The 24,281-nt window shown below is 65.2% G+C and carries 26 protein-coding genes; 12 read left to right on the top strand and 14 right to left on the bottom strand.

Going from position 1 to position 24,281, the window contains the following annotated elements; all coding sequences use genetic code 11:
* Positions 1-217: 217 nt before the first annotated feature.
* From GOACH_RS01725 to GOACH_RS01685, 9 genes are all read left to right on the top strand, one after another.
* Entirely contained in the window at positions 218-1,348 is a 1,131-nt protein-coding gene (locus tag GOACH_RS01725; RefSeq protein WP_245551789.1) for an HNH endonuclease signature motif containing protein, read from the top strand.
* Positions 1,349-1,699: 351 nt separating this feature from the next.
* On the top strand, positions 1,700-2,482 hold the full coding sequence (locus GOACH_RS01720) for a hypothetical protein (protein ID WP_005169518.1): 783 nt from the start codon (positions 1,700-1,702) through the stop codon (positions 2,480-2,482).
* Positions 2,483-2,656: 174 nt separating this feature from the next.
* A complete protein-coding gene (locus GOACH_RS01715) occupies positions 2,657-3,256 on the top strand; it encodes a thymidine kinase (protein WP_245551788.1) in 600 nt (199 codons plus the stop codon).
* Between the two features lie 103 nt (positions 3,257-3,359).
* Complete coding sequence (locus GOACH_RS01710; protein ID WP_005169516.1) at positions 3,360-4,016, top strand: response regulator; 657 nt, start codon at positions 3,360-3,362, stop codon at positions 4,014-4,016.
* Positions 3,983-5,188 (top strand): sensor histidine kinase, encoded by a 1,206-nt coding sequence (locus GOACH_RS01705; protein ID WP_005169512.1) that lies wholly within the window; start codon positions 3,983-3,985, stop codon positions 5,186-5,188. The genes GOACH_RS01710 and GOACH_RS01705 overlap by 34 nt, the downstream gene beginning before the upstream one ends.
* Positions 5,170-6,201, top strand: a complete 1,032-nt coding sequence (locus GOACH_RS01700; protein ID WP_005169509.1) for a DUF8320 family protein — start codon at positions 5,170-5,172, stop codon at positions 6,199-6,201. Before GOACH_RS01705 ends, GOACH_RS01700 begins: the two co-directional genes overlap by 19 nt.
* 111 nt (positions 6,202-6,312) lie before the next feature.
* Positions 6,313-6,702: a DUF5313 family protein gene (locus GOACH_RS01695; protein ID WP_005169506.1), complete on the top strand. Its 390-nt coding sequence runs from the start codon at positions 6,313-6,315 to the stop codon at positions 6,700-6,702.
* Positions 6,703-6,807: 105 nt separating this feature from the next.
* Positions 6,808-7,677, top strand: a complete 870-nt coding sequence (locus GOACH_RS01690; RefSeq protein WP_005169501.1) for a 1,4-dihydroxy-2-naphthoate polyprenyltransferase — start codon at positions 6,808-6,810, stop codon at positions 7,675-7,677.
* Positions 7,678-7,907: 230 nt separating this feature from the next.
* A complete protein-coding gene (locus GOACH_RS01685; protein WP_005169496.1) occupies positions 7,908-9,059 on the top strand; it encodes an alkane 1-monooxygenase in 1,152 nt (383 codons plus the stop codon).
* Positions 9,060-9,111: 52 nt separating this feature from the next.
* On the opposite strand, the gene GOACH_RS01680 is transcribed toward GOACH_RS01685, so the two are convergent.
* From GOACH_RS01680 to GOACH_RS01650, 7 genes are all read right to left on the bottom strand, one after another.
* Positions 9,112-9,981, bottom strand: a complete 870-nt coding sequence (locus tag GOACH_RS01680) for a Clp protease N-terminal domain-containing protein (protein ID WP_005169493.1) — start codon at positions 9,979-9,981, stop codon at positions 9,112-9,114.
* Between the two features lie 38 nt (positions 9,982-10,019).
* The gene (locus GOACH_RS01675; RefSeq protein ID WP_040517456.1) at positions 10,020-10,250 is read right to left on the bottom strand and encodes a hypothetical protein; all 231 of its coding nucleotides are present in this window, start codon (positions 10,248-10,250) and stop codon (positions 10,020-10,022) included.
* 61 nt (positions 10,251-10,311) lie between these two features.
* Entirely contained in the window at positions 10,312-12,831 is a 2,520-nt protein-coding gene (locus tag GOACH_RS01670; protein ID WP_005169488.1) for an FtsX-like permease family protein, read from the bottom strand.
* On the bottom strand, positions 12,828-13,544 hold the full coding sequence (locus tag GOACH_RS01665; protein ID WP_005169485.1) for an ABC transporter ATP-binding protein: 717 nt from the start codon (positions 13,542-13,544) through the stop codon (positions 12,828-12,830). The genes GOACH_RS01670 and GOACH_RS01665 overlap by 4 nt, the downstream gene beginning before the upstream one ends.
* Positions 13,545-13,645: 101 nt before the next feature.
* Complete coding sequence (gene acpS, locus GOACH_RS01660; RefSeq protein ID WP_005169483.1) at positions 13,646-14,020, bottom strand: holo-ACP synthase; 375 nt, start codon at positions 14,018-14,020, stop codon at positions 13,646-13,648.
* A gap of 81 nt (positions 14,021-14,101) precedes the next feature.
* Entirely contained in the window at positions 14,102-15,250 is a 1,149-nt protein-coding gene (gene cds1 / locus GOACH_RS01655) for an L-cysteine desulfhydrase Cds1 (RefSeq protein WP_005169482.1), read from the bottom strand.
* Positions 15,247-15,609, bottom strand: coding sequence for a DUF4229 domain-containing protein (locus tag GOACH_RS01650; protein WP_373279067.1), 363 nt, complete (start codon positions 15,607-15,609; stop codon positions 15,247-15,249). The genes cds1 and GOACH_RS01650 overlap by 4 nt, the downstream gene beginning before the upstream one ends.
* A 160-nt stretch (positions 15,610-15,769) precedes the next feature.
* Between GOACH_RS01650 and GOACH_RS01645 the strand changes: the two genes are divergently transcribed.
* From GOACH_RS01645 to GOACH_RS01635, 3 genes are all read left to right on the top strand, one after another.
* Positions 15,770-15,991, top strand: coding sequence for a BldC family transcriptional regulator (locus GOACH_RS01645; protein WP_007237419.1), 222 nt, complete (start codon positions 15,770-15,772; stop codon positions 15,989-15,991).
* A 70-nt stretch (positions 15,992-16,061) separates the two neighbouring features.
* The gene (locus GOACH_RS01640; protein ID WP_005169473.1) at positions 16,062-16,271 is read left to right on the top strand and encodes a hypothetical protein; all 210 of its coding nucleotides are present in this window, start codon (positions 16,062-16,064) and stop codon (positions 16,269-16,271) included.
* A 123-nt stretch (positions 16,272-16,394) separates the two neighbouring features.
* Positions 16,395-16,862: a helix-turn-helix domain-containing protein gene (locus GOACH_RS01635; RefSeq protein ID WP_005169469.1), complete on the top strand. Its 468-nt coding sequence runs from the start codon at positions 16,395-16,397 to the stop codon at positions 16,860-16,862.
* A gap of 9 nt (positions 16,863-16,871) precedes the next feature.
* Here GOACH_RS01635 and ccsB read toward each other — a convergent pair whose 3' ends face one another.
* From ccsB to GOACH_RS01600, 7 genes are all read right to left on the bottom strand, one after another.
* Positions 16,872-17,879, bottom strand: coding sequence for a c-type cytochrome biogenesis protein CcsB (gene ccsB / locus GOACH_RS01630; RefSeq protein WP_005169467.1), 1,008 nt, complete (start codon positions 17,877-17,879; stop codon positions 16,872-16,874).
* 76 nt (positions 17,880-17,955) lie between these two features.
* A complete protein-coding gene (gene resB / locus GOACH_RS01625; RefSeq protein WP_005169465.1) occupies positions 17,956-19,614 on the bottom strand; it encodes a cytochrome c biogenesis protein ResB in 1,659 nt (552 codons plus the stop codon).
* Positions 19,615-19,648: 34 nt separating this feature from the next.
* Positions 19,649-20,428, bottom strand: coding sequence for a cytochrome c biogenesis CcdA family protein (locus GOACH_RS01620; protein ID WP_005169464.1), 780 nt, complete (start codon positions 20,426-20,428; stop codon positions 19,649-19,651).
* 5 nt (positions 20,429-20,433) lie between these two features.
* Entirely contained in the window at positions 20,434-21,039 is a 606-nt protein-coding gene (locus GOACH_RS01615) for a TlpA disulfide reductase family protein (protein WP_005169461.1), read from the bottom strand.
* A gap of 14 nt (positions 21,040-21,053) precedes the next feature.
* Positions 21,054-21,680: a histidine phosphatase family protein gene (locus tag GOACH_RS01610; protein WP_005169459.1), complete on the bottom strand. Its 627-nt coding sequence runs from the start codon at positions 21,678-21,680 to the stop codon at positions 21,054-21,056.
* Complete coding sequence (hemL, locus tag GOACH_RS01605) at positions 21,680-23,014, bottom strand: glutamate-1-semialdehyde 2,1-aminomutase (RefSeq protein ID WP_040517603.1); 1,335 nt, start codon at positions 23,012-23,014, stop codon at positions 21,680-21,682. The genes GOACH_RS01610 and hemL overlap by 1 nt, the downstream gene beginning before the upstream one ends.
* Before the next feature lie 350 nt (positions 23,015-23,364).
* Complete coding sequence (locus GOACH_RS01600; RefSeq protein WP_005169453.1) at positions 23,365-24,174, bottom strand: type IV toxin-antitoxin system AbiEi family antitoxin domain-containing protein; 810 nt, start codon at positions 24,172-24,174, stop codon at positions 23,365-23,367.
* Between the last annotated feature and the right edge of the window lie 107 nt (positions 24,175-24,281).

Here is a 24,281-nt window from a genome sequence, read left to right as displayed (position 1 = left end):
TATACTTCAGCTAGCACAGTTATGCTCTTCTAATAACGTTGTGACACAGTAGGTTTCGCCCCATCAATTCTTCGATTATTCTTGACTCGAACACGCGTTCTCCGCATAATGGACACATGCCCCCGCTCCCCCAGTCCTCGACGAACTCCGCGACATTCGTCTCGACGACGACGTGACCGGCCGTGAGATCCACGTTGCGACACAGACACTGATGACGATGCGTAACGTCATCGAGTTTCATCTCGCGACGCATGCCGCCGCGATGGACCGACTCAAAGTCGCCGGACCGGGCGGCAAGACGCGCGGGCTGCTGATGGAGATGGGAGCTGCGCCTGCAGCCGCGACGCGCTGGTTACAGCTAGGCATGGCCATGGCAACATTGCAGCGGCTACCCGGTTACATCGAAGACGGCGTGTTCTCCAGTGAGCACACTTCTGCCATCGTGTCCGGACTCGCACACATCGAGAAGCGTTCAGCTGAAAGACTTTCCGACGACGAGCGCCTCGATCATGAGCGCGCACTGATCGCCCAGGGGCTCTCCGGGGCCAAACCCCGAGAGATCGCGCTTGTGGCGCGTGGTCGTGCCAACGAGCATGTGCGAGAAAGCGGGGGCGTACCCGCAGCAGAAGACCGCACCATCAACTCACTCTCCATCACACAGAACGGCGACGGACGCACCGAGATCCGTGGCGACGTCGATCTGGTCATCGCCGAAAAGCTGACCACCGCAATCGATTCACTGTCCGCTGAACGTCCCGAGCCCGACGGTTCACCCGACCGTCGTTCGATCGGACAACGGCGCACCGAGGCTCTCGAGCAGATCCTCGACCTCGCCGCCGCGATCGACACACCATTCGTCACAGCACCGAAAACCAATCTCGCGCTGCTGGTTCACGCCGACACCCCGGAACCGGCACGCCTGCCGTGGGTCGGCCCGGTCACCGAACTGACGGCGCGCTCACTCGCGTGCGACGCATCCCTCACCGAGGTCGTCATCGACGGCGAGACCGTACCGCTGGCGATGGGACACACCAAGCGACTGTTCCCGCCACGCCTGCGTAAAGCTGTCACGATCCGCGACGAATGCTGCGTCAAGTGCGGAGCGCCCGCCTCGTGGTCTCACGTACACCACATCCAGCACTGGATCGACGGCGGCACAACCGATCTCGACAATGGATGCCTACTCTGCCCGTCATGCCATGCACAGATTCACGCCAGCGACTGGGACGTCGTAATGGGTCACGACCGCCACCCCTGGCTCATCCCACCGTCCGGTGTCGACCAGCAACGCACCCCGTTACCTGCCTACAACCGGAGAACCATGCGCCTCGACGACGTCGCCGCCTAGAAGCTCAGCCATAGCCCACAGTCAACTACTCCGCTCGACGCCTCGGCGTCGGGTGCAGGACCCTTGAGAACTCCATACGTCGCGCCTAGGAGCCGTGGATACGACGGCATCCGAAGCTCGCCCGAGCACTTGCAATGATGCCGCAATTTGTCGATCGACCGTACCAAAACGATCTTGATTCTGTTGTGCATCAGTGTGTTTCTCCTATGCTGGTGAACCTTGGCATTACGGAGGGATTCGTGGAAGATGCTGGAACGGGAGCCACAAAAGCTCGGGTCAAAGGGCTCACGCACGGCACGGCGACGTGACCGACGCAACCGCACCAAGCCACGACGTTTACAACCGAGATCTGTGTGCGCTTGGTGTACTCGTTCCGGACGAACGAAGCGCGAGTTCGAGCAGCTGGCGCTTCAGATCAAGCTCCGCAACGATGTCCTCAAGAAGTCGCAGGCCAACCTGAAAAATGTCGTGCCGACCGACACCTCGTCCACCGACACCTCGTCCACTGACGCCTCGTCCACCGAGGCCGTGTTCCGGCTCGCCGCAGTTGACCTGTTCGTCGAGAAGGCGCAGGACGTACTCACCCACCGCGCCCGCAACATGGTCCGTGCGGGGATCGCCACTTCGGTGGGCGCGGTTGCTGCACTCATCACGCTCAGCGTGTTCATCGCGCGGCACGCGGGTGACGTGCCGTACGACCACACTCTCAACATCAATGTCCTGGTACTGCGAGTGGTCAGCGCCATCTCCCTAGGAGCGATCGTGCTCGTCGGCGTGAAGTATTTCGTCGCGCTCGCTCGGTCGTTCCTGCACGAGAGCGTGACCCTCCTCGGCCGACGACACGCCCTCCGGTTCGGACGCATGTACGTCTACCTCAATGCGGGAAACAAGGAGATGAAGCTCGAGGACCTGCGCGAGGCATTCCAGTGGAACATCGGAGGCGACTCCTCCTTCCTCGACATCAAACCCGAGGAGATCGGCAAAACCCCCTGGGGCACACTCGCACAAAGCCTCGGACCCGCTCTGGAGAAGGGCGTGGAGAAAGGCATTGAGAAGGGGTTCAGGAACGCTCAGCCGAACAAGAAGGAAGACGAAGATTCGGACAACAGCAAGGACGCCAACAGCGGTTCGTGATCGGGGTCTGCAGTCCGCTCGCATCTCTTCGCGCGTTGCGCCAAGTGCGTCTCGACGACGCAGACCCGGGCGGTAGAACCCGCGACCGAGCACCCACTGCTGCGCGGCTCCACAGTTCTGCACATCGGAGGCGCATGCAGCATCATGTGACGAGCATCGTCGAGGAGGTACGTGGTGTCCGAGCCCGGTCGTCTCGTGTTCTACTACGGGCCGATGGGTGCAGGGAAAACCACACTCGCGCTGCAGACGCACTTCAACCAGAGCCAGCAGGGACGAGTCGGCCTGTTGCTCACCCAATGCGACCGATCCGGCCTGCCACTGGTCACCAGCCGCATCGGCCTCGTCGCAGACGCGATCCTCGTCGACGACACCACCGCCCTCCACGACCTCGTCGACGGATTCACGTCGCACCGGATCGACTACGTCGTATGCGACGAAGCGCAGTTCCTCACCCGCGCCCAAGTGGACGAGCTCGCACTCTTGGTCGACAAACGCGCCATCGACGTGTTCGCCTACGGACTACTCACCGACTTCCGCACACGGCTGTTCGACGGCTCGGCACGTCTCATCGAGATCGCCGACGAAGCCCACCGGATGCAGGCGGTGGTCCTCTGTTGGTGCGGCCGACCCGCTTTCATGAACGCACGGATCGTCGACGGAGAGGTGGTCAGGTCCGGAGACGTCGTTGCGGTAGGCGACACCATCGACGGCCCTGTGCAGTATCGGGCGCTGTGTCGACGGCATCATCGTGCGGGGCAGTCCTTTCCTGCGTGAATCGCCGAGGGTGTAGTCCGAACGGACGAAATGATGCCGCAGCAGTCAGGAATCCCCGGTCACAGCTACCCGCATGGCGGGCCCGATCAGGCAAAGTACTGACATGACGCACCCCCCTCGACGTGCGCGTATCGGCGTCGTCGACGATCACGCGCAGATCGTCCGCGGCCTGCGAGCCACCTTCGCCGAGCACGATGCACTCGAACTGACCGCCGGAGCCGACACCGTCGCCGACCTACTCGCCATCACCACCGACCTCGACCTCGTACTCCTCGACCTTCGCCTCGACGACGGGACCTCGCCACTCACCAACATCGCTGTCCTCACCGAGGCAGGCATACCGGTGCTCGTCTACACGTCAGGCGACGAGATGTATCTCGTCCGCCAAGCCGCGAGCGCAGGCGTGCTCGGCGTGATCCGCAAGAACGCGCGCGACACCGAACTGCTCGACGGCATCAGACAGGCACTCGAGGGCAAGGTGGTCGCGAGTATCGACTGGGCAGCCGCGATCGACTCCGACGACGAGTTCGTCGACCTCCCACCTCAACTCCGACGTGTGCTCGAGCTGTACGCAGCGGGCGAGTCGACCGCGCGCGTCGCACGAGAGCTCCACCTCTCCCACGAGACTGTCGCCGATTACGTGAGCCGTATCCGACTGCGATACCAGGGCGCCGGACGCCCCGCACCCACCAAAACGGACCTCTACAAACGAGCGATCGAGGACGGATGGCTACCCATACCGCGTCGTCTCCGACGGTAAGCGAGACCGCGCGCGACGCGCTCGCGGGTCGCCGGATTCTGCGCCAGTTCACTCTCTTCGCCGCCGCCGGCTACCTGCTCTACGGCGCACAACTCGCGGTACCGATCGCCGCGGCATCTGAAATCACCGCGCCTTGGTATACCCCGACGGCAGTGCTGTTGACCTTCGGCACCGGACTGGCCATGGCCCCGCTGGCGTATCGCGCCGGCTACCGCCGACTTCAGGCCATCACCGGCATCAGCGCAATCGGCTATCTGATCACGCTCGCCCTCTGGTGGGTTGCCTGGGACGGCGGACAGATTCACACCGTGCAGGGGCTGTGGCTCTCGATGTTTCCTGGCCTCGCCGCCATCTGCGCAGCCCTCGCTTTCCGACCGGCCTGGGCGTTCGTGGTACTCGTGGTGGCCGTGAGCGGGTCCATCGTCGCAGACAGGTTGGTACGGCAAGCACAAGTAATCGGACCCATCGTGGGCCAGTTGGGCTGGGCCAACGCGTTCTCCATGGTCTTTGTCATTGCCACCGTCATGGGCCGACGCACCGCCCGACTACTCGACCACTCGCGGGCCGAAGCCTATGCGACCACCGCCGCGGCCGCTGCCGCACAGGCACGTTCGGCAGAGCGGGCACGGTTCGACGCATTGACACACGACAGCGTCATGTCGACGCTCCTACTGGCCGCACGCCGCGGAACGTCATCTGAACTGGTTCAGGATGCGCGCAATGCGTTGGCTTCCATCGACCGAGCGGGCTCCGACGACATCGACGACGACGTCGACCCCTCCCAGGCTCTGAGTCATATCCGTGCGGCGGTGGCCCTCGTCGCGCCGCAGCAGACGGTCTCGGCCTTTGTCGATGACGACGCCGTCCGCTATCCGGGAGCAGTGGTCACGGCCATTGCCTCGTCCACCGCCGAGGCTGTCCGCAACTCCCTTCGCCATGCCGGGCCTGAGGCACGCACACGCGTGCAGGCATCGTCGACTTCCGACAGGCTGAGCGTCGACATCATCGACACCGGAACAGGATTCGACCCCGATGCGGTTCCGGCCTCACGTCTTGGCATCTCAGTGAGCATCGTCGGCCGGATGTCCAAGCTAGACGGAGCCTCGGCGACCATCGAGTCGCAGCCGGGGCGCGGAACAACAGTGAGGTTGTCGTGGACCCGCACGAGTTGAGCGATGCCCGACACCTCCTCGGCATGCGTGAGCGCGGGGTGTGGCTGGTGGCAGGCGCATTCATCTGCGGGTGCTGGCTCGCCGCTCTGACATCCGCGGGCACCGTCACCAACGTAGCGGGCCCCATCGCCGCGGCCATCATCTATTCGGCTGCCACCATCGCTCTCATCGCTGCAGAGGGTGACCCACTTCCTGTGGTGCCGACCGTGCTCCTCGCTGCGACCGGTCCGGTGTGCAGCACGCTCGTCTTGTCGGTGTCGTCGGCTGCGGCGATCACCTCCGTTGCCGTTGCGATGAGTCACGGAGCGTCTGCTGCGATCTACGCATTCATGGTGGTGCGCGGACGACGACTCACACCGTGGATCGGATTTCTCGCCACCGTCGTGGTATTCGCCACCTGGGGTGCGATGAGCGGTGCCGGAGCCGTCGCCTCCGTAGTTCAGGTGGCCGCCGACGTCGCACCTCTCCTCATGGCAATGCTGTTCTCCTACACACTGAACCCCACAGCGCAACAAGTCTTCTCACTACGACAGCAGACCACTGTGAGAGTCGCGCAGCTCGCTGCCTCGCGAGCCGCCGCCGACGAACGAACACGGCAGGTACGACATCTCGATTCGCTTGCCCGACCGCTTCTCGAACTGATCGCTTCGGGTGCCGAACTCTCAGCACAACAACGACTGGACTGCGAAATCCTCGAGGCTCATCTCCGCGACCGACTGCGCGCACCGCTGATGAGTGAACTCGATCTCGACGACCCCGCCTACCAAGCCCGGCTCCGCGGCGTCGACGTGGTGCTGATCGACGACTCGACCACCGAGATCGCCCGCGAGCTGCGGGAGCGGATCGCACAGGTGGCGACCAACATGCTCGACGCCGCTCACGACGGCGAAGTGTTCGTCCGGGTCTCCCCGTCGAACCGGTCCACCGCGGCCTCGGTACTGCACCGACCAGCACAGGGCCCAAGCGCCCGCGTGGAGGTCGACGCCGCAGGCGGGATTCGTTCGGTGGTGTGACACCCAGCTCGCCCCAGGTCACAGCTGTTCAGACGGCTCCCCGGTTCCGACATTCTGGGCATCGCGTAGAATTCAGTAGCACGCGATTGAATTTCGAGAAGGGCGCAAACCATGGCAGACACCGCGGCTCGACCAAGGGGCTGGCAGTATGTCCGCTACTGCTATGGAGCAGTGCTGCCCGATTCTATGCGCGACTGGGTGGCCAACGACCTCGCAGGCAAAGGCGCCCCGTTTCGCATGGTGGTCCGCTGGGCGATCCCCTGCATCATCCTGATGCTTCCCATGCTCTTCGTCCCCGCCGACTGGGGCGTGCGATTCATCATGTTCTCGCCCATCCCGATCGCGTACGTATTCTTCTCGATCGCGCTCAACGTGATCTACCGCAGGCACCGGCTGGAGCAGCACGGACTAAACCCCGACCTCGTCAAGCGCAACGAGCGCGTCCGCAACGCCGATCTGTACGACGAGTACCACCGCAAGTACCGGGGCAGCGCGCGGTAGGCCACTCCTCCATCGTCCGGTTCGAGATGTCACCGCTCTCGCTGCGCAGATTCCTCCGGACCGCCGATCGTCGACCCGTCCTAGGCTAGGAATAGTCTCTTCAGCGTGGCAACCCCAACGCAGTGGATAGCCGGGGCCCGACCCCGTACGCTCCCGAACGCGATCGCTCCCGTCGTCGCCGGCATCGGCGCCGGGCTACACATCGGCGACGTGAACTGGTGGAAGGCCGCGCTGGCAGCCGTCGTGGCGATCGCGTTCATCGTCGGCGTGAACTTCTCCAACGACTACTCCGACGGTATTCGCGGCACCGACGACGAGCGCGTCGGTCCGATGCGACTCGTCGGGTCGGGTGCGGCGTCGCCCGAGGCCGTCAAGCACGCAGCGTTCTTGTGTTTCGGCATCGGAGCCGTGTGCGGTCTCGTGCTGGCCGCGACCACCGCCTGGTGGCTCATCGTCGTCGGCGCCATCTGCATCGCGGGCGCGTGGTTCTACACCGGCGGGTCGAAGCCCTACGGCTACCTCGGACTCGGCGAGGTCGCGGTGTTCGTGTTCTTCGGACTCGTCGCCGTCCTCGGCACCGAGTACGTGACCGTAGGGAAGGTCGACTGGGTCGGGCTGGCGTGCGCGGTCGGCGTCGGGTCGCTGTCGACGGCAGTGCTCGTGGTGAACAACCTGCGCGACATCCCCACCGACCGCGAGTCGGGCAAGAACACCCTGGCCGTGCGCATGGGCGACGCCGCAACTCGACGGTTCTTCGGGGTGCTGCTCCTCGTGCCGCTGGTGATGAGCGTGGTGCTCGTCGCGGCCACGCCGTGGTCGCTGCTCGGGTTGCTCGCTGCTCCCCTGCTGTGGAAGGCCTACCAACCAGTGCGCACCGGTGCCGTCGGGCCGGGGCTCATCGCCTCACTCGGCGCCACCGGCATGGCGATGCTCGCCTGGGCCGTGCTGACCGCCGTGGGGCTGGCCGTCGGGTAGGTGCGGACGACGTCAGTCGCCGCGTCTGCGTTCGGGACCAGCTCGGCCGCGGAATCAACCCCATCAATGCAGAGACGCTCAGCTGAGTCGTCAGTTACATGTAAAGACGGACGTCACGCACTAAGTCTGTACACAAGCGGACACCAACTAGCGGCTCTGCAAGAGCAGGCCATATAGTTTTCGCCAGCAAAGATTATTGTGTCGGCCGTCAGGGGAGGGCGAGACCGAAGATGATGACTGCTGCGTATAACTGGACGGACCGTCGACGCTATCTGTGGCTGTGCGGTCTGATAGTTCCGCTGAGCCCGTTTCTCGGCTACGCGATGGTGGATCGGCTAGGACCCGGGATGTTTTGGGCCTTCGGTTCAATGGTCATGGCTGTGGTCCTTCCGGTAATCGACGTACTCCGCGGCTCTGACTCGACTAGCCCACCTGCTGAGGTCTACCGAAAACTCGATGCCGACCGCTACTACCGCTGGTGTGTTTATCTGTACCTTCCGTTGCAATACACGGGATTGGTGTTCGCCTGCTGGTGTTGGACGTATGCGCCAATGGGCACCGCGGAACGACTCGCTCTCGCCTCGACCGTCGCGGTGGTCGGCGGGGTGGGCATCAACGCAGCCCACGAGCTGGGCCACCGCCGCACCGACCGCGAGCGTTTTCTATCGAAGATTGCTCTCGCACAGTCGGCTTACGGCCATTTCTACGTCGAGCACAACCATGGGCATCACATCCGGGTTGCGACCCACGATGACCCGGCAAGCGCGCGCTTCGGCGAGTCGTACTGGCGTTTCGTGCCACGTTCGATCGTCGGTGGATTCCTTTCGGGTTGGCGATATGAAACTGGACGGCTACACCGATCCGGGCACAGGACACTGGGCTGGCGCAACAACATACTCAACGCATGGGCCATCACCGTGGTGCTCTGGGCTGGACTCACCACGGCATTCGGACTGCATGTTCTTCCGTGGCTGGTACTGCAGGCAATAGGTGGAGTGATGATCCTGGAATGCGCGAACTATATCGAGCACTACGGTCTGCTCCGCGAGAAAAGCCCCGGTGGAAACTACCGCCGCGTCACCCCCCGTGACAGCTGGAATAGCGACCATGTGTGGAGCAACTTGTTCCTCTACCATTTGCAGCGCCACAGTGACCACCACGCCAATCCGGCACGCCGGTACCAGACCCTGCGCTCTGCGCCCGATGCCCCCCAGTTACCCGCTGGTTACGCCACGATGTGCCTGCTCGCGACCATACCGCCGCTATGGCGTCGAGTTATGGACAAGCGGGTGCTCGCCTTCCAGGACGATGATTTCGACCGGATCAATCTCGCACCGCGCGACATCCGGTTGCGTCGGGCAGTTTCGTCAGACCTGTCCTGACGCCCTTGTGTGAAGGTGACGTGATCACGCCCCGAAACTGCTCCGCCAAACATCAGACCTCCGCGTCGACCTCCAGGCTCGCCAGCACGGCAGCTGTGAGATCTTCTGCACTCGTGGCGGATTCGACGACGGCGCGTGACGCTGGGTCGTTCACCTCGAGGATGCCGAGTAGTAGGTGCTCGGCGCTGAGCTGATCGTCGCCACGCTCGCGGGCGATATGGACCGCCGCACGGAAGGCGTCGCGGGCCTCTGAAGCGAAGCGAGGACGACCTCCGCGGCCGCGTGGACCACGACGTCCGCGGCCCGGCTCCCACGGCCCCTGCCGGTCGTCCTCGTCACCGAAGGGCCCGCCGGGGAATCCGCCCGGGCCGAAACCCTGCCGCGGATCGAAGCCCGGCCCGAATCCGCCGCGTGGACCGAAGTCTCCGCGGTCGTAATCGCCCCGACCCCTGCCGTGGCCACGCCCGTGACCCCTACCGTGTCCACGCCCCCTGCCGCGGGGACCACCTTCGCGCGGACCGCACTCGCGGCCGCGCGGGCCTCGTCCACGCTCAGGTCGCTCGGCCCAGCCCTCGGAGAGATCGTCCCCGAAGCGGTCGCGTACTGCTGCCCGAACCTTGTCGAGGTCGATCCCGATACTCTTGAGCGCCTCGCGATCCTCCTCATAGCGGGCAGCCGCGCCCTGTTCGGCGGCCTCGGCGGCGTCGGAATCGTGTTCTTCGTGATATGCCCGCACGGCCTCGCGCGCCGTGGCAAGCGTCAGACCCCGCTCACCGAGCAGCCCGAACAACGGCGAACGCGCGTTGCACAGCATGCCCAGGATGAGGTGGTCGTTGCCGAGCTGGTGATGTCCCAGGTCTGCGGCTTCTTGTGTGGCAAATGCCAGCATCATCTTGTCGTCTCGACTGAATCGACCAAACATGATGGTTCTCCTTTCGGCCTCAGTGCCCGTCGGGCACGTCATGCCTCACGTTGTGAATGCTTCTGGTGCACGGCCTGGCGGCTGATCTGCAGAATCTCCGCAATCGCCTGCCAGCTCCACCCCTTGGATCGAGCGTTGGAAACCTGTACTTCCTCGAGCCGATCGGCCAGGGTCCGTAATGCGCGGACCGCGGCGAGGCCGGTGGCCGGATCGTCACTGGCAGCGGCCCCGGCCAGATCCTGCTCTGAAGTCTCCGGTTCGTCGTGCATGTATGTCAGGTTATGTTGACACTTTGGTTCTGTCAACATTTATTGACACCTGAGCCCTCCGCTATTCGTCCGCGATGGCCTCGGTGATGTTCATCCGGGCAGCGCGAGCGGCGGGCACGAAGGCGCCAACCAGGCACAGCACGATCGACACCCCGACGAACAGCAGAGTCGACGGCCGCGGCGAGTAGGTGATGTCCAGCGACGTAGTCGCCGAGAGGATCTTGTCGGCCAGAAAATGCAGCCCTGTCCCCATGACGAGTCCGGTGATCGTGCCGACGACCGCGATCGCTCCCGCCTCGGCTACCACCATCCGCGAGATGAACCGGCGCGAGGCACCCATGGCGCGCAGTACACCGAGTTCGCGGCGCCGTTCCAACACAGACAGCAGCAGCGTGTTGAGCAACGCGATCGCCGCGGCCAATGACACGATCCACTGAATCGCCACCGTGAACGATCCGGCCTGCTGCGCCTGCTGCTGTGTGGCTTCGAGCGCCTGTGCCCCCGTGTAGAGGTACGCGGTACCCGACCGCGGCGTCGGATGAGAGTCGACGATGCGCTGCAACTGCTGCTGCACCGCAGCACGATCCGCATCCTGCCCGACGTCGATCTGCAGGTAGGAGTCCCCGGATCTGTTGAACCATTGCGCCAGCAGAGTATTCGACATCGCGGCGGTGCCGGAGTCGATGGAGATGTAGTCGACGACGTCCCGCACGACGAGCTCGTGGTAACCCGTCGGCGACGCCATGCGCAGTGTGGAGCCCACCTGTGCGTCGAGTGACCGTGCCAGCACGCTCGACAGGATGATGCCGCGCCCCTCGATGACGTCGTGGAGTGCTTGCGGGGCGGCCTTTTTGGTGAACGGGGCCGTCGAGCCTGGTTCGAGGCCCTGGACGAGAATCCTGGCCTCGCCGACGTTGACATTCGCCCACTGTGCCCCGACGACCCGGGACACACCGGGTACGTCACGCACCTCGTCGGCTATGGCGGCGGGTAGCGCTGTGCCGGCCGGGATCTCGTCGCGCGGGGTCGACGAGATGTAGAAGTCCGGATCGCCGAGGCCGTCGAGTGAATGGGAGATCGACGCGACGAGATTATCGAGCGCACCGGATGTCCCCATGCCGACCGCGATCGCGACCGCAACGGTCATCAGCGTGGCCCAGGCCCGTCGAGGTGCGCGTTCGGTGTTGACCGCGGCGAGTTGTCCCGGGCCCCAGAATCGTCTGGCCACCGCAACGACGAACCGCACCAGCGGCCGGGTCAGGGCGTAACAGATCAGCAGAGCCCCGACCGCGTACACGGCTCCGGCAATGATCGCAGGACGTCCCGGGACGTCGACCGCGATGAACCATGATCCGACGAGCAGCACCACGCCGCCGAGCGCCGCCAGCCACGTCAGCGGTCCGCGCTGGGGCTCGGCATCGGCGACCTCGCCCGACACCATCGCCTCCACCGGGGACACCGCGAACACCGACCTGGCTGCAAGCGATGTCGCGGCCACACACGCGAGCACGCAGGCGACAACGGCGACCACCGGAGCATACGAGGGCAGGTGGTAGTCGATGGCGATGGAGACCGAATCGCGGGTCGTCGCCGGTACGCGTGATATCGCCCAGCGTCCGGCGAGGATCCCGATCGGGACGCCGATCACACCTCCGACGAAGCCGAACACCGCCGACTCGGCGAGTAGATCGCCGACCAGGTGAGAACGCTTGGCGCCCAACGCCCGGATCATCGCCAGCGACTGCCGTCGCGATGCCACCGCCATGTTCATGGTGTTGAACACGAGGAACGCGGCGATGACGAGAGAGATCAACGACACGAGGAGCGTCGAATCGCGAGTCACCGAACCGGCGACCTCCGCCTGCTTGGCGCGGAATCCCGGATCGACGACCACCGCGCGACCGTCGACGACGCGTGCGACCTCTGCGTCGAGTCGGCCGTGATCGGCCCCCGGCCTCGCAACGACGAGAATCGACGACACCTTGCCATCGAGCCCGGTCAACCGTTGCGCCAGAACGAGATAGGCGAACATGAAGTCGCCGTTGTTGAGTCCACCACCGCCGCCACTGTCGACAACACGGACCACACGCACATCGACGCCGTTGACCGAGAGGCGTTCCCCCAGGCGAAGTCCGGTACCGGCGCCGACCACGACACCGTCATCGAGATCTTCTGGCGTGAGTCCCGTCTCCGCTGCGAGTTGCACCCCTGAGCCGAGTGCGGTTGCACGAAAGTCGGAACCCACCAGCGCAATTCGTCGATCGCCCACCACGGCAGTCCCGCGGATCACGGGAACGACGGCCTTCGCGTCCGACGCCCGCGCGCGTATCTCGCCCGACAGTGACTCGTCGATGCCCGAATCGGCGATCGAGGCGACCTCGAGCTGGGCTGCCCCGTTGATGGCGGAGTCGAAGTCGCGGATCGACTCCGTGAGCGAGCCATACGTGCCGAGCACGGCGATGAGTAGCGCCGACGACACCGCCACCACGATCAACGACGTGAGCACTCGCAGCTTGTGATCGCGCAGTTCGCGCAGATTCAGCACGCGCACCCGGGTGAGCGCCGCGAGCAGCGTCGTCATAGCGACGCATCTCCGGCTGCGACCCTGCCGTCGCGCACGACGATCGTGGTGTCCGCGACGTCGGCCGCATGCGGATCGTGGGTCACCATGATCACCAGTCGGTCCTGCGCGTCGTGGGCGACCTCGGAGAGCAACTCCAGCACCGAATCGCCGGTGCGCGAGTCGAGGTTTCCGGTCGGCTCGTCGGCGAGCAGGATCGACGGCTCCATCATCAGCGAGCGCGCGATGGCCACGCGCTGCATCTGTCCGCCCGACAACTCCGACGGCCGATGGTCGATTCTGTTGCCGAGACCCACACGGTCGAGGAGTTCGACGGCGCGCGGTTTGGCCCGGCGCAGCGATTGACTGTCGAGAAGCCTTGGCAGCGCAACGTTCTCCCACGCCGACATCGTGGGCACGAGGTTGAAGAACTGGAAGACGAACCCGACGCGGTGCCGTCGAAAAGCGGATGCGGCGTTGTCGTCGAGCGACGCGAGGTCGACGCCGTCGACCTCGATGGAGCCGGACGTCGGGGTGTCGAGCGCACCGATGATGTGCAGCAGCGTGCTCTTACCGGCACCCGACGGCCCGACGATGGAGACGAACTGTCCGCCGTCAAGCGTCAGGTTCACCCCGTCGAGCGCACGGACACGCTCATCACCGAGTCGATACTCGCGAACCAGATCCTCTGCCCTCACCACACAGTCGGCCACCTTGCCGATGGTAGGCGACACTGGGTGTGCCGCGTCACACCTGTACTGCCACACCCCGACCGACCATCACGCCCCGACTGTCACATCCCGACTGTCACATCCCGACTGTCACATCCCGACTGTCACATCCCGACTTGGACGACGACGGTCGCCATGGCGTGTGTTGACGTATGCGACAGCGACAGCGACGGATTCCGCCACTGCCTTTCCTCCGCGCGCGCGGCCATCGCGCCCCACAGCGCGACCCCCGGCACCGGACCGTTCATCACCACTTCGATCTCGCGCAACGGCGTCGACTCGTCGACGATGCCGAGCGTCTTGATCACCGACTCCTTCGCAGCGAAGCGCGCTGCGAGACGTTGTGAGCGAGTCGGCCCCGCGCAGTGAGCGAGCTCGGCGTCGGTGAACACCCGCGTCAGATAGCGATCACCGAAGCGGTCGATCGACTCCTCGATGTCGGCCACGTCGACGAGATCGCAGCCGACGATGACCGTCACACGGCCACCGCGCTTGTCTCGATCGTCTCAACCATCAACCCTCGCAGTACTCGTCGGTCCCGCTGACACCGCTGCACTCACTCAACCCGTCCACTCCCCCGTGCGGTAGAACTCGTCGAGCACGGCGGTCGGTTCGGCGAGGTCGAAGCCCTGCGCAGCGACCCAGTCGTCGTCGAAATAGGTTGTGGCGTAACGGTCCCCGGAGTCGCACAGGAGTGTGACGACGCTGCCTGCCCGGCGTTGGGCAACCATCTCGGAGACCACCTGCGCGACGCCCCACATGTTGGTGCCGGTCGAACCCCCGACCCGGCGTCCCAACCGATCCGAGAGGTGACGGGCAGCGGCGATCGACGCGGCGTCGGGAACACCGATCATGCGGTCGATGACCTGGGAGACAAACGACGGTTCGACGCGCGGCCGACCGATGCCCTCGATGCGCGAACCGGTCTCTGACCGCAGCGACCCGTCACCGCTCTCGTAGGCCGGGAGAAACACCGAGTTCTCCGGATCGACGACGGCCAGCCACGTGGGGTGCCTGCGGTAGCGCAGGTAACGGCCGAGGGTCGCCGACGTTCCGCCGGTGCCCGCACCGACCACGATCCAGGTCGGCACCGGGTGATCCTCGGTGGCCATCTGCGCGAAGATCGACTCCGCGATGTTGTTGTTGCCCCGCCAGTCTGTTGCGCGTTCGGCCATCGTGAACTGGTCGATGAAGTGCCCGCCCAGCTCACGCTCGAGCCGCAGCGCCTCGTCGTAGACGTCCGACGCGCGCTCGACGAAGTGGCATCGTCCGCCCTCGCGTTCGATGAGAGCCGTTTTGGCCGGCGACGTGCCCGAGGTCATCACCGCGATGAACGGGACCCCGATCAAATGCGCGAAGTAGGCCTCACTCACCGCCGTCGACCCCGACGAGGCCTCGATGACGGTGGTTCCCTCGGTGATCCACCCATTGCAGATCGCATACAGGAACAGCGATCTCGCCAACCGATGCTTCAGCGACCCGGTGGGATGCGTGCTCTCGTCCTTCAGATACAGGTCGACGCCGACCTCGGTTCCCGCGGCCCCGTTGCTCCCGTCGTCGATCCAGCGCGACCACTCCGGTAGCTCACAGCGCAGCAGGTGCGTGTCGGCACTGCGGCGTGCGTCGGCCTCGATCAGCCGTACCGCGTTGTCGGCCCAGCGTCGGTCGCTGCGGTGGTCGACCGTCCACGTCGTGGCAGAGTGGCTCATTTCCTGTCGGCACCGCGCAGACGCGTCTGGAGATCGTCGTGCTTACGACGCCGCTCGGCGTCGACCGCAGCGATCTGGGTGTTGACCCGCACGCGCAGCTTCTTGAACAAGACCATGCCGAGGGGTAGCGCGATGAGGACACCGAACACCGCCGCTACCAATAGCGGCACGGTGACTCCTGCGAGTGCGCCGATTCCCATGATGACCGCGGCCACGATCACCACCAGCAGGAGGCGTGCAACCGTGTAGAGGAGGATCGAGACAAGCAGTGCGCCCATGCCCACGTGGCCCTGACCTGCGTTGTCTGTGTTGTCTGATTTGTGCGTACCCACTCGGGTGGGCTCCTGCTCATCACTCACAGCCTCAGGATACTTGGACGAGAATCGGTGTTCGCAGGTCACGGCCACCTTTTGACTCTCTTTACCTCGATATGACGGTTCGAGTACCTGGGCGTTTTGCGTGTATTCATGTGAGGACGCGCAATCTCCGCGCGTCTACGAGAACCCGAAGGGGAGAACAATGACCGCTCTCAACCCTGGTGCCGCCACCGTCATCACCCCTGGCCTCGCAAGCCAGCACACGCTGACCCCCGGCCAGGTCGCCGCGATGTTCAACGTCAACCCCAAGACCGTCGCCCGGTGGGCCAGCTCGGGCATTCTCGGGTCCATTCGCACCCCCGGTGGCCATCGTCGCTTCCGCGAAGAGGACGTCGTCGCACTCCTGAACCGTCGCGTCGGCTAGTAGGCGTCGCCGACGAGGGCCGGCCGTTGGCCAACATCGGGTCGCGTACCCTGGTTGACGGGAGGTTGCCATGACGTTTCTGCTGGCCATCGTCGGCTTGGCCGCAATCGGTTTTCTGTTGTGGCGCGCCTTCGGGCCCGCTGTGGCGCAACGACGTGACTCGGCGACAGATGCGAGACGAACAGGGACACGCAGTCACGGGCCGGTCGGGCCCGACGACGATGCGGATTTCCTGCGCGATCTCGATCGTCGCACTCGAGGACCCAACGACGAATTGTGACGCATCGTGCATCGAGATGCGCGACGCACCCTCGAACCGTCCGGGTACGATTACGACTCCGTAACTGACACTGCGTCAAGGGAGATCGACATCGATACCGACACGGCGGGCGGTTTTTGATTCATGACCACCCGCCCGGGCACGTCACCCGACGGCGACGACAGTTTCGCCGCCAAATTGGCAGAACTCTTCGAGCACTCTCGCGACGAGAATGGCCGACGGTACACCGGTAAGCGGATCGCCGAGAAGGCCAACCAGCACGGTCACTCGCTGAGCGATGCCTACATCTCTCAGTTGCGAACGGGGAAGGCGCGGACGCCGTCGTTCAAGACTGTCGAGGCGATCGCCAGCGCCTTCGAGGTCAGCGTGACCTACTTTCTCTCGAATCCGGCAGAGGATCTCGACCGGGTGCAGCGGCAACGCGACTACGTGGAGATACTGGCGACCACCGAAACGCATCTGTCCGGGATCGATCTGGCCGGGTTGTGCCCAGACACCATCGACATCGTCATCGATGTGCTCAAAGTGGTTCGCGCACAGGCGCTTGCAGAGCGCAGCCTGAGGCCCCCCGGAGGGCCCGGCCCCGTGTGAACGCCGCCCTCACAGTCCCGCGTAGGAGTGCAGGCCGGAGACCACGAGGTTGATGATGAACAGGTTGAACAGCAGCGCGACGAATCCCGCGACGTTGATCCATGCCGCGGTGCTGTTGCGCCACCCGGCGGTGGCACGAGCGTGCAGGTATGCCGCGTAGATGATCCAGGCGATGAACGACACGGTCTCCTTGGGATCCCACCCCCAGAAGCGGCCCCACGCGGACTCCGCCCAGATGGCGCCGAACACGATTCCCAATCCGAAGAGCGGGAATCCGAACACGACGCACTTGTAGGCGAGACGGTCGAGAGCCTCGGCAGACGGGATGTGCGCGACGAGCCGCCGCAGTCCACCGACGACGCCGCCGCCGGTCTCGGAGACGGTGTCGCTCGACGCCGCCCACCGCATCTTGACCAGGTACAGGATGCTCGCCACACCGGACACGAGCAGCACGCCGGAACTGATCGAGATGATCGAGACGTGGATGGCCAACCAGTACGACTTGAGCGCGGGCACGACGGGCGCGGCCTGGGTGTAGAGCCAGCGGCCCGCGATGAACATCAGCAGCGTGACCGGCAGCAGCACGAATGCGATGAGCGGACGGTTGATCTGTTTGCGCAGGATGACCAGCCCGGCGACCACACAGGCAGCGCACGTCAACGAGATGAACTCGTACATGTTGCCCCAGGGCGCGCGATCGGTGGCCATTCCGCGGGTCACGATCGACGCAATGTGTGCAGCGAGGCCGACGAACACGACCGGGTAGGCCATGTTGCCGATCTTCTCCGACAGCGTGCGGGGCGCAGGGCCTTCGATCTTGCCGGGTGCGCGCTCCGTCGTCGAACCGCCTCCCGCGGTGACCAGCTCCTTGGCCACGGAGAGCTTTCGGGATCGGGCACCGGCGAGTGCCGCGAGGAACATGAGCATCGCGAGGACGTAGATGGTGATCGCGGTACCGAACAGAAGGTCGGAGTAGCGCGCCAACGTCTGGTCGATCTGATCTGTTCCGTTACCCATCACTGGCCCTATCTCTACTGCTTCATCTGCTACAGGTTGTGCTGCACGCGAGCGACCGATACAGGCGTCTGCATCCCTACAAACGTCTGGATGTTCCCTCGTCGGTGAGCAGGTTGTGTGCCTGCTCGTCGAAGCCCTCGCCCCAGCCGGCCTGGTCGGTTCGGGCCAGCCCGGCGATCTCTACTACCGTACGTCGTCGGTCGCCATTGTCCGAGTCGGGCACCAGACGTGCCCAGATCCGGCGTCGTCGAACAACCAGCGACACCACCAGTCCGACGAGCATCACGATCGCCGACACCAGCACCCAGACCTGTGCCGGGTCGTGGGATACCTGCACGGAGATCCAGCGCTTATACCCGTCGAAACTGACCTTGGTGCCGTCGGGCAGGCTGGCACTCTGGCCCACCTTGAGGTTCGCCTGCGCCTCACGATTGAGCCTGCCCTGGTGGATCATGTTGGTGTCGAGCGAGTAGGCATTCTGCGCGCGTCCGGTGTCGAGACCGGTATCGCCGCGATAGATGCGGATCGCGACCTGCGGATCGCTCGGCTCCGGCGACGACGAACTGAGCAGTGTGCCGTCGTAGCTGGCTGTCGGGGCGAAGAGCCCCTCGAGTGCGATCTGGTTCTTGCGTCGGGTGTCCTCATCGGGATAAAGCCCGGCGGGGGTGTCGAAACGGGCAGCGCCCGACGACAGCATGGTCTGCATCACCTCGGGGATGAACAGCGTGGTCTGCGTACGCTTCTCACCGTTGGGGAAGGTCACGGTGAACGTGGGCGCGAACCCGTTGCCCAGCACGTACACGCGGTCGCCCGAGACGCGCAGCGGGTCGTTGACACGCACCGACCGCTCCTCCCACTGCGACGACGGTGTGCGCGGGTCGGTGGTGTACCGGATCTTCGCGTCGTACATCGACGGCTGGCCGTCGGGCAGGAAGGTCGCGGAGAAGTCGTCGACGCGGATACAGAACGGTGAGAGATTGGTGCCGTCCACCAGCGCGCCGGCCCTGAACGAGTCATAGACCGCCGTCGACGTGTTGCACAGTCCCTGCTCGCCGTCGGCGACCAGACTGCGCGTGCCCTCATAGCCGTAGACCTTGCCCACCGCGATGGACACGAGCAGTGCCAGGAGTGCGAAATGGAAGACAAGGTTGCCGAATTCGCGCAGGTAACCTTTCTCGGCCGAGACCTCGACACAGCCGTCCGGATACGCCTTCGACGGTTCACGCACGGTGACCTCGCGACGCCACCCCCGCAGATTGCCCGAGATCCGCTCGGCGAGTTCGGCGGGCTCACCGTCGACCGTCTCGGTGATGTGCCGCGGCATGCGCGACAGATTGCGCGGTGCGGCAACGGGTTTGGTGCGCAGACTCTTGGCGTGCTCGATGATGCGCGGGGTGAGGCAGCCGACGAGCGAGACGAACAGCAGGACGTAGATGGCCGTGAACCACGCGCTCTTGAAGACGTCGAAGAACTGCAGCTTGTCCATCCACTCGCCGAGCCAGCCGTGGTCGGAGATGTACTGGAGCGTCTTCTGCTCGTTGAGTTCCCGCTGCGGCAACAGTGCGCCAGGGATGGCGGCCAGTGCGAGCAGGAACAGCAGGACCAGTGCGGTGCGCATCGACGTGAGACTGCGCCAGAGGTTGCGCAGCGGCCACAGCACCCGACGCTTGATCCAGTGCGGGCGCTGCGGGGTCTGCGGCGCCGGGGCGGACGGTCGGTCGATGGTCTGTGTCATAGCTCGCCTGCGCTCGGGGTCATATCGCGTGCGTTCATACCGGAAGCTCGGTGTCGGAGATGAAAGCGTCGCGCACCCACACGATGAACTGATCCCACCAGCCGGTGACAAGCGCGACGCCGACAGCGATCAGCATGATGCCGCCGATGATCTGGATGAGCCGGGCATGGGTGCGTAGCCACGTCAGGCTGCGGAGCGCCCACGCGGAGGAGAACGCGAGGATCACGAAGGGAATACCCAGACCCGCGCAATACGCGATGATCAGCGCGACTCCCTTGGCCGCTGTCGCACCCTGAGTCCCGCTAGCGGTGGCGATGACCGCGGCGAGTGTCGGGCCGAGACACGGGGTCCAGCCGAGCGCGAACACCGCACCGAGCAGCGGTGCGCCGACGATGTTGGAGACGTTGCGCGGTGCGAAGCGGAATTCGCGCTGCATCATCGGGATGAGACCGATGAAGACCAGACCCATCACGATGGTGACGACTCCGCCGATACGTTGCAGCACATCGTGATTGACGATCACCGTGCTCGTGATTCCGAGCACGGTGGCCGTCGCGGCGACGAAGACGACGGTGAATCCGAGCACGAACAGGGCTGCGGCGATCGCCACCCGCGAACGTCCACGCTTGGGTGATTCGCCGACCGTGACAGCCGGGGCCTCCGCCCCGACGAGACCCGCCAGATAGGACAGGTATCCGGGTACAAGCGGCACCACGCAGGGAGAGGCAAAGGAGACGAGACCGGCGATCATGCATGCGACCAGCGCCAGCAGCAGCGGGCCGCTGGTCACGGTGTCGGCGAAGGTCTGTCCCATTCCGCTCAGGGCTGCTTTCCGTGGTCCTCGGCTGCGATCTTCGTGACCATCGCACCGAGTTCCTCCGCGCTGACCGTGCGCAGGTAGACCGCGGCCGGACGATGCTTGCTGTCGAGCACGACGGTCGTCGGGACCACGGAGGTCGGGGTGGTCATCGAGGCGAGCGTCGCACCGTCGAAGTCATAGATGGAGGGATACCCGACCTTGCGGTCGGCGACGAAGTCCTTCGCCGACTGGCGGTCGTCGCGCAGATTGATGCCGACGAAAGCGACGCCCTTGTCTTTGTTCTGCTCGTAGACGGTCTCGAGATCGTCGGCCTCCGCACGGCACGGACCGCACCACGAACCCCACACGTTGATCACGGTCACCTTGCCCGCGAAATCCTTGTCGACGTCGATCTGCTGGTCGGTCACGAGGTCGGGGCCCACGAGGTCGGCGATCGGTTTGCGATCCGATTCGGGATAGGTGATCGTCGTCTGTCCGCCCGGTGACACGAACTGGAAGGTGTCGCCCTGGGCTACGGCGTCGTTGCCCGAACTGCAGCCGGCCACCAGCACGCCGAGCGTGGCGAGCATGGCGAACAGGGCTGCGGTGACGGTCTTACTGCGCATGTCTCGGGTCCGGCTCATGCCCCGGTCGCAAGCGGGTCGGAATGCCCTGCGGGTTCGGAGTAGATGATGTCGACGAGCGCGTCGTCGTCGTAGACGAGGCTGGTCAGCGAGGCCAACGAGCACTGCCGACGCCGCGGGTCGTGCCAGAGCCGCTGCCCCTCGAGGAATCGTCGGAGCGTGTAGACGGGCAGCTGGTGGCTGACGCAGACGGCCTCGTGACCACGTGCGGCGTCACGGGCCTTGTTGGCTGCGGCGAGCATACGGTGCGCGAGTTGGATGTAGGGCTCGCCCCAGGACGGGGTGAACGGGTCGCGCAGTTTGAACCAGTGGCGGGGCTTGCTCAACGCGCCGTCGCCGACGGAGACCTTCAGGCCCTCGAAGACATTGTCGGCCTCGATGAGCTGGTCGTTGGTGAAGATCGGCAGTCCGTGTGCGCCGGCGATCGGGGTTGCGGTCTCCTGCGCGCGCTGCAACGGCGAGGCGAAAACGGCGGTGATGTCGTGGTCGGCGAGCGTGCCCGCAACCTTCTCTGCCTGCGCACGGCCCGTCGTCGACAGACGGAACCCGGGCAGGCGGCCGTACAGGATGCCGTCCGGGTTGTGCACCTCTCCGTGGCGCATCATGTGGACGATCGTGTGCATCAGTCGGACTCCCCCGATTGCGTGGCGTGCGCTGCAGCGCGCGCAGCGGCCGGCAGCGCGTCAGCGATTCGACCAAAAGCATCCTCGTCCAACGCCGCTGAGACAAACCAGGCTTCGAATGCGCTGGGCGGTGCGTACACGCCCGCGTCGAGCAGAGCGTGGAAGAAGGGTGCGAAACGCCAGGTCTCGGTGTTTTTGACCGCCGCGTAGTCGGTGATCGCCGTCTCGGGCTCGGAGGTGAAGAACACACTGAGCAGGTTGCCCGCCAATTGCACCCGGTGCCCGACCCCCGCGTCGGTGAGCGCCTCGGTGAACAGCGCTGCGAGGCGATGGGCATTGGCGTCGAGCGCGGTGTAGACGTCGGCATCGGCGTTGCGTAGTGTCGCGAGCCCGGCCGCGACGGCAACGGGGTTACCGCTGAGCGTGCCCGCCTGGTAGACGGGCCCGGTGGGTGCGAGGTTCTCCATGATGTCGGTGCGCCCGCCGAACGCCGCGGCGGGCAATCCACCGCTCATCACCTTGCCGAAGGTGTAGAGGTCCGCGGCGACGCCCTCCAGGCCGTACCAGCCCGCGGGGCTGACGCGGAAACCCGTCATGACCTCGTCGATGATGAAGAGCGATCCGTGGCGTCGGGTCAGGTCGCGCAGGCCTGCGTTGAATCCATCGACGGGGGCGACCGCGCCCATGTTCCCGGCGGCCGCCTCGGTGATCACGGCTGCGATCTCATCACCGAAGGCGTCGAAGGCCTTGGCGACGGCGTCGAGATCGTTGTAGGGAAGCACGATGGTGTCGTGGGCTGCCGCGCCGGTCACACCGGGGGTCGTCGGCAGGCCGAGTGTCGCGATACCCGAGCCCGCGTCGGCCAGCAGAGCGTCGACGTGCCCGTGGTAGCAGCCGGAGAACTTGATGATCTTGGAGCGTCCGGTGGCGCCACGCGCGAGACGGATCGCCGACATCGTCGCCTCGGTGCCGGAGTTGACCAGGCGCACCCGCTCGACCGGATCGACGCGGTCGATGATCTCCTCCGCGAGTTCGATCTCACCCTCGGTGGGCGCCCCGAAGGAGAGGCCGTGCGTCGCCGCCTTCTGCACAGCTTCGACGACCGCCGGGTGGGCGTGACCGAGGATCATCGGCCCCCAGGAGGAGACCAGGTCGACGTAATCATTGCCGTCGACATCGGTCAGATGACAGCCCTGCGCCGACGCGATGAAGCGCGGAGTCCCACCGACCGCGGAGAACGCGCGGACCGGCGAGTTGACCCCACCGGGGGTCGCGTCCTGGGCCTGACGGAACAATTCGGCGGAACGGGATGCGACGTCAGCAGAACTACTCACGGCCACCAGTGTTCCAAACCGCAACGATCAACGAAAATTCGCCCTGGTCAGGGCGTCCCGAGGGTGAACAGGAACGCCTTGGCCGCCAACGCGGCCGTCGGGGCCGGATGCGTACACAAACCGCCCCTCAGCGGCACGCCACGACAATAATTGTCGTGGCGTGCCGCAGACGTCGCAGTTGTGTACGCATTCCCGGGGCCTCGGAGCGTGCGCTGCGCAGCCGGGTGGGTGTTTCGGTGGTGACGAGTTCGGAGTGCGGCACACGTGACCGCACGGAGAACTGCTCAGGGAGCTCGGAGTGTGGCGACCTGCGACAAGCTCGTGCGACGCGCATGGGGCAGGCGTGTGGGTCAGCAACCGACAAAGTCCGGGTCGTCCCAGTAGCCGAGTGCGTGATCCCCTCCGGTCTCTGCGGCGACACGTGCCAGTTCGGGCGGTTCCGCCAACGCTTTGAGGTGATCGCGCCGTCGGATCACCGCCAGGAGCGTCTCGAGCACCTCGTCCCAGCTGAACATCAGCCGCTTGCCGATCAGGAAATCCACCCTGCCGATGCCGGGAATCTCCACCTGCCTCTCGAACGCGACACCCAGGCTGTTCAGCCGGAAGGCGAAGATCGATTCGGACCCGGAGTCTGCGCAGTCCTCGCACCTGTCGAGGAGCTGTCGAATCCGGACGGGCATCGACGAGAACAACGCCTGTAGGTCGGTCAACTCGAGCAACCCCAAGTGCAGGATGGACTCGCAGGCGGCCACGAGCGCCTCGCTCTCGAGGCATCGCACCGCGTACCCAAGCGCGGTCGCCACGTCGTCGAGTGGATAGATCTCCGGTTGTGCCCGTCCGTAGCGCGTGCACAGGTGATGTGTACCCACCGATCCGTTCGAAGCGACGTTCCGTCCGCGCACGTGCACCAGGTGACCGAATGGCGCAACCCACACACCATGAAGGTCGAGCGCACTCACACACGTGCAGACGCCGCCGGCGCTGACAGCCGAGGCGACCGTCGGATCCGCGTACGGCGCGGCGTACCACCCTCGACGCAGCTGGCGCAGGTCGCCGACGACGACCATCCGCCGGGTCTGTGCCTGGCTGAATCCGCGGCGCTTCAGCTCCGCCCAGGAGAAAACTCCGCGCCAGAGGTCGTCATGTTCGAGTTCGGTCACAACCCGCAGCGTCGCCGAGCGGGTGCCGCCCGGCGCGGCGGATGCCGCGGACGCGTGCGATGCTGTGCACTGACGCCAGATTGTGGAGTACCCGGGGCGCCTGTGGG

Source organism: Gordonia aichiensis NBRC 108223, assembly GCF_000332975.1.
Classification (GTDB): domain Bacteria; phylum Actinomycetota; class Actinomycetes; order Mycobacteriales; family Mycobacteriaceae; genus Gordonia; species Gordonia aichiensis.
Note: the sequence above shows the minus strand (reverse complement) of the source record. Positions and strands in the feature narration are given on the sequence as shown.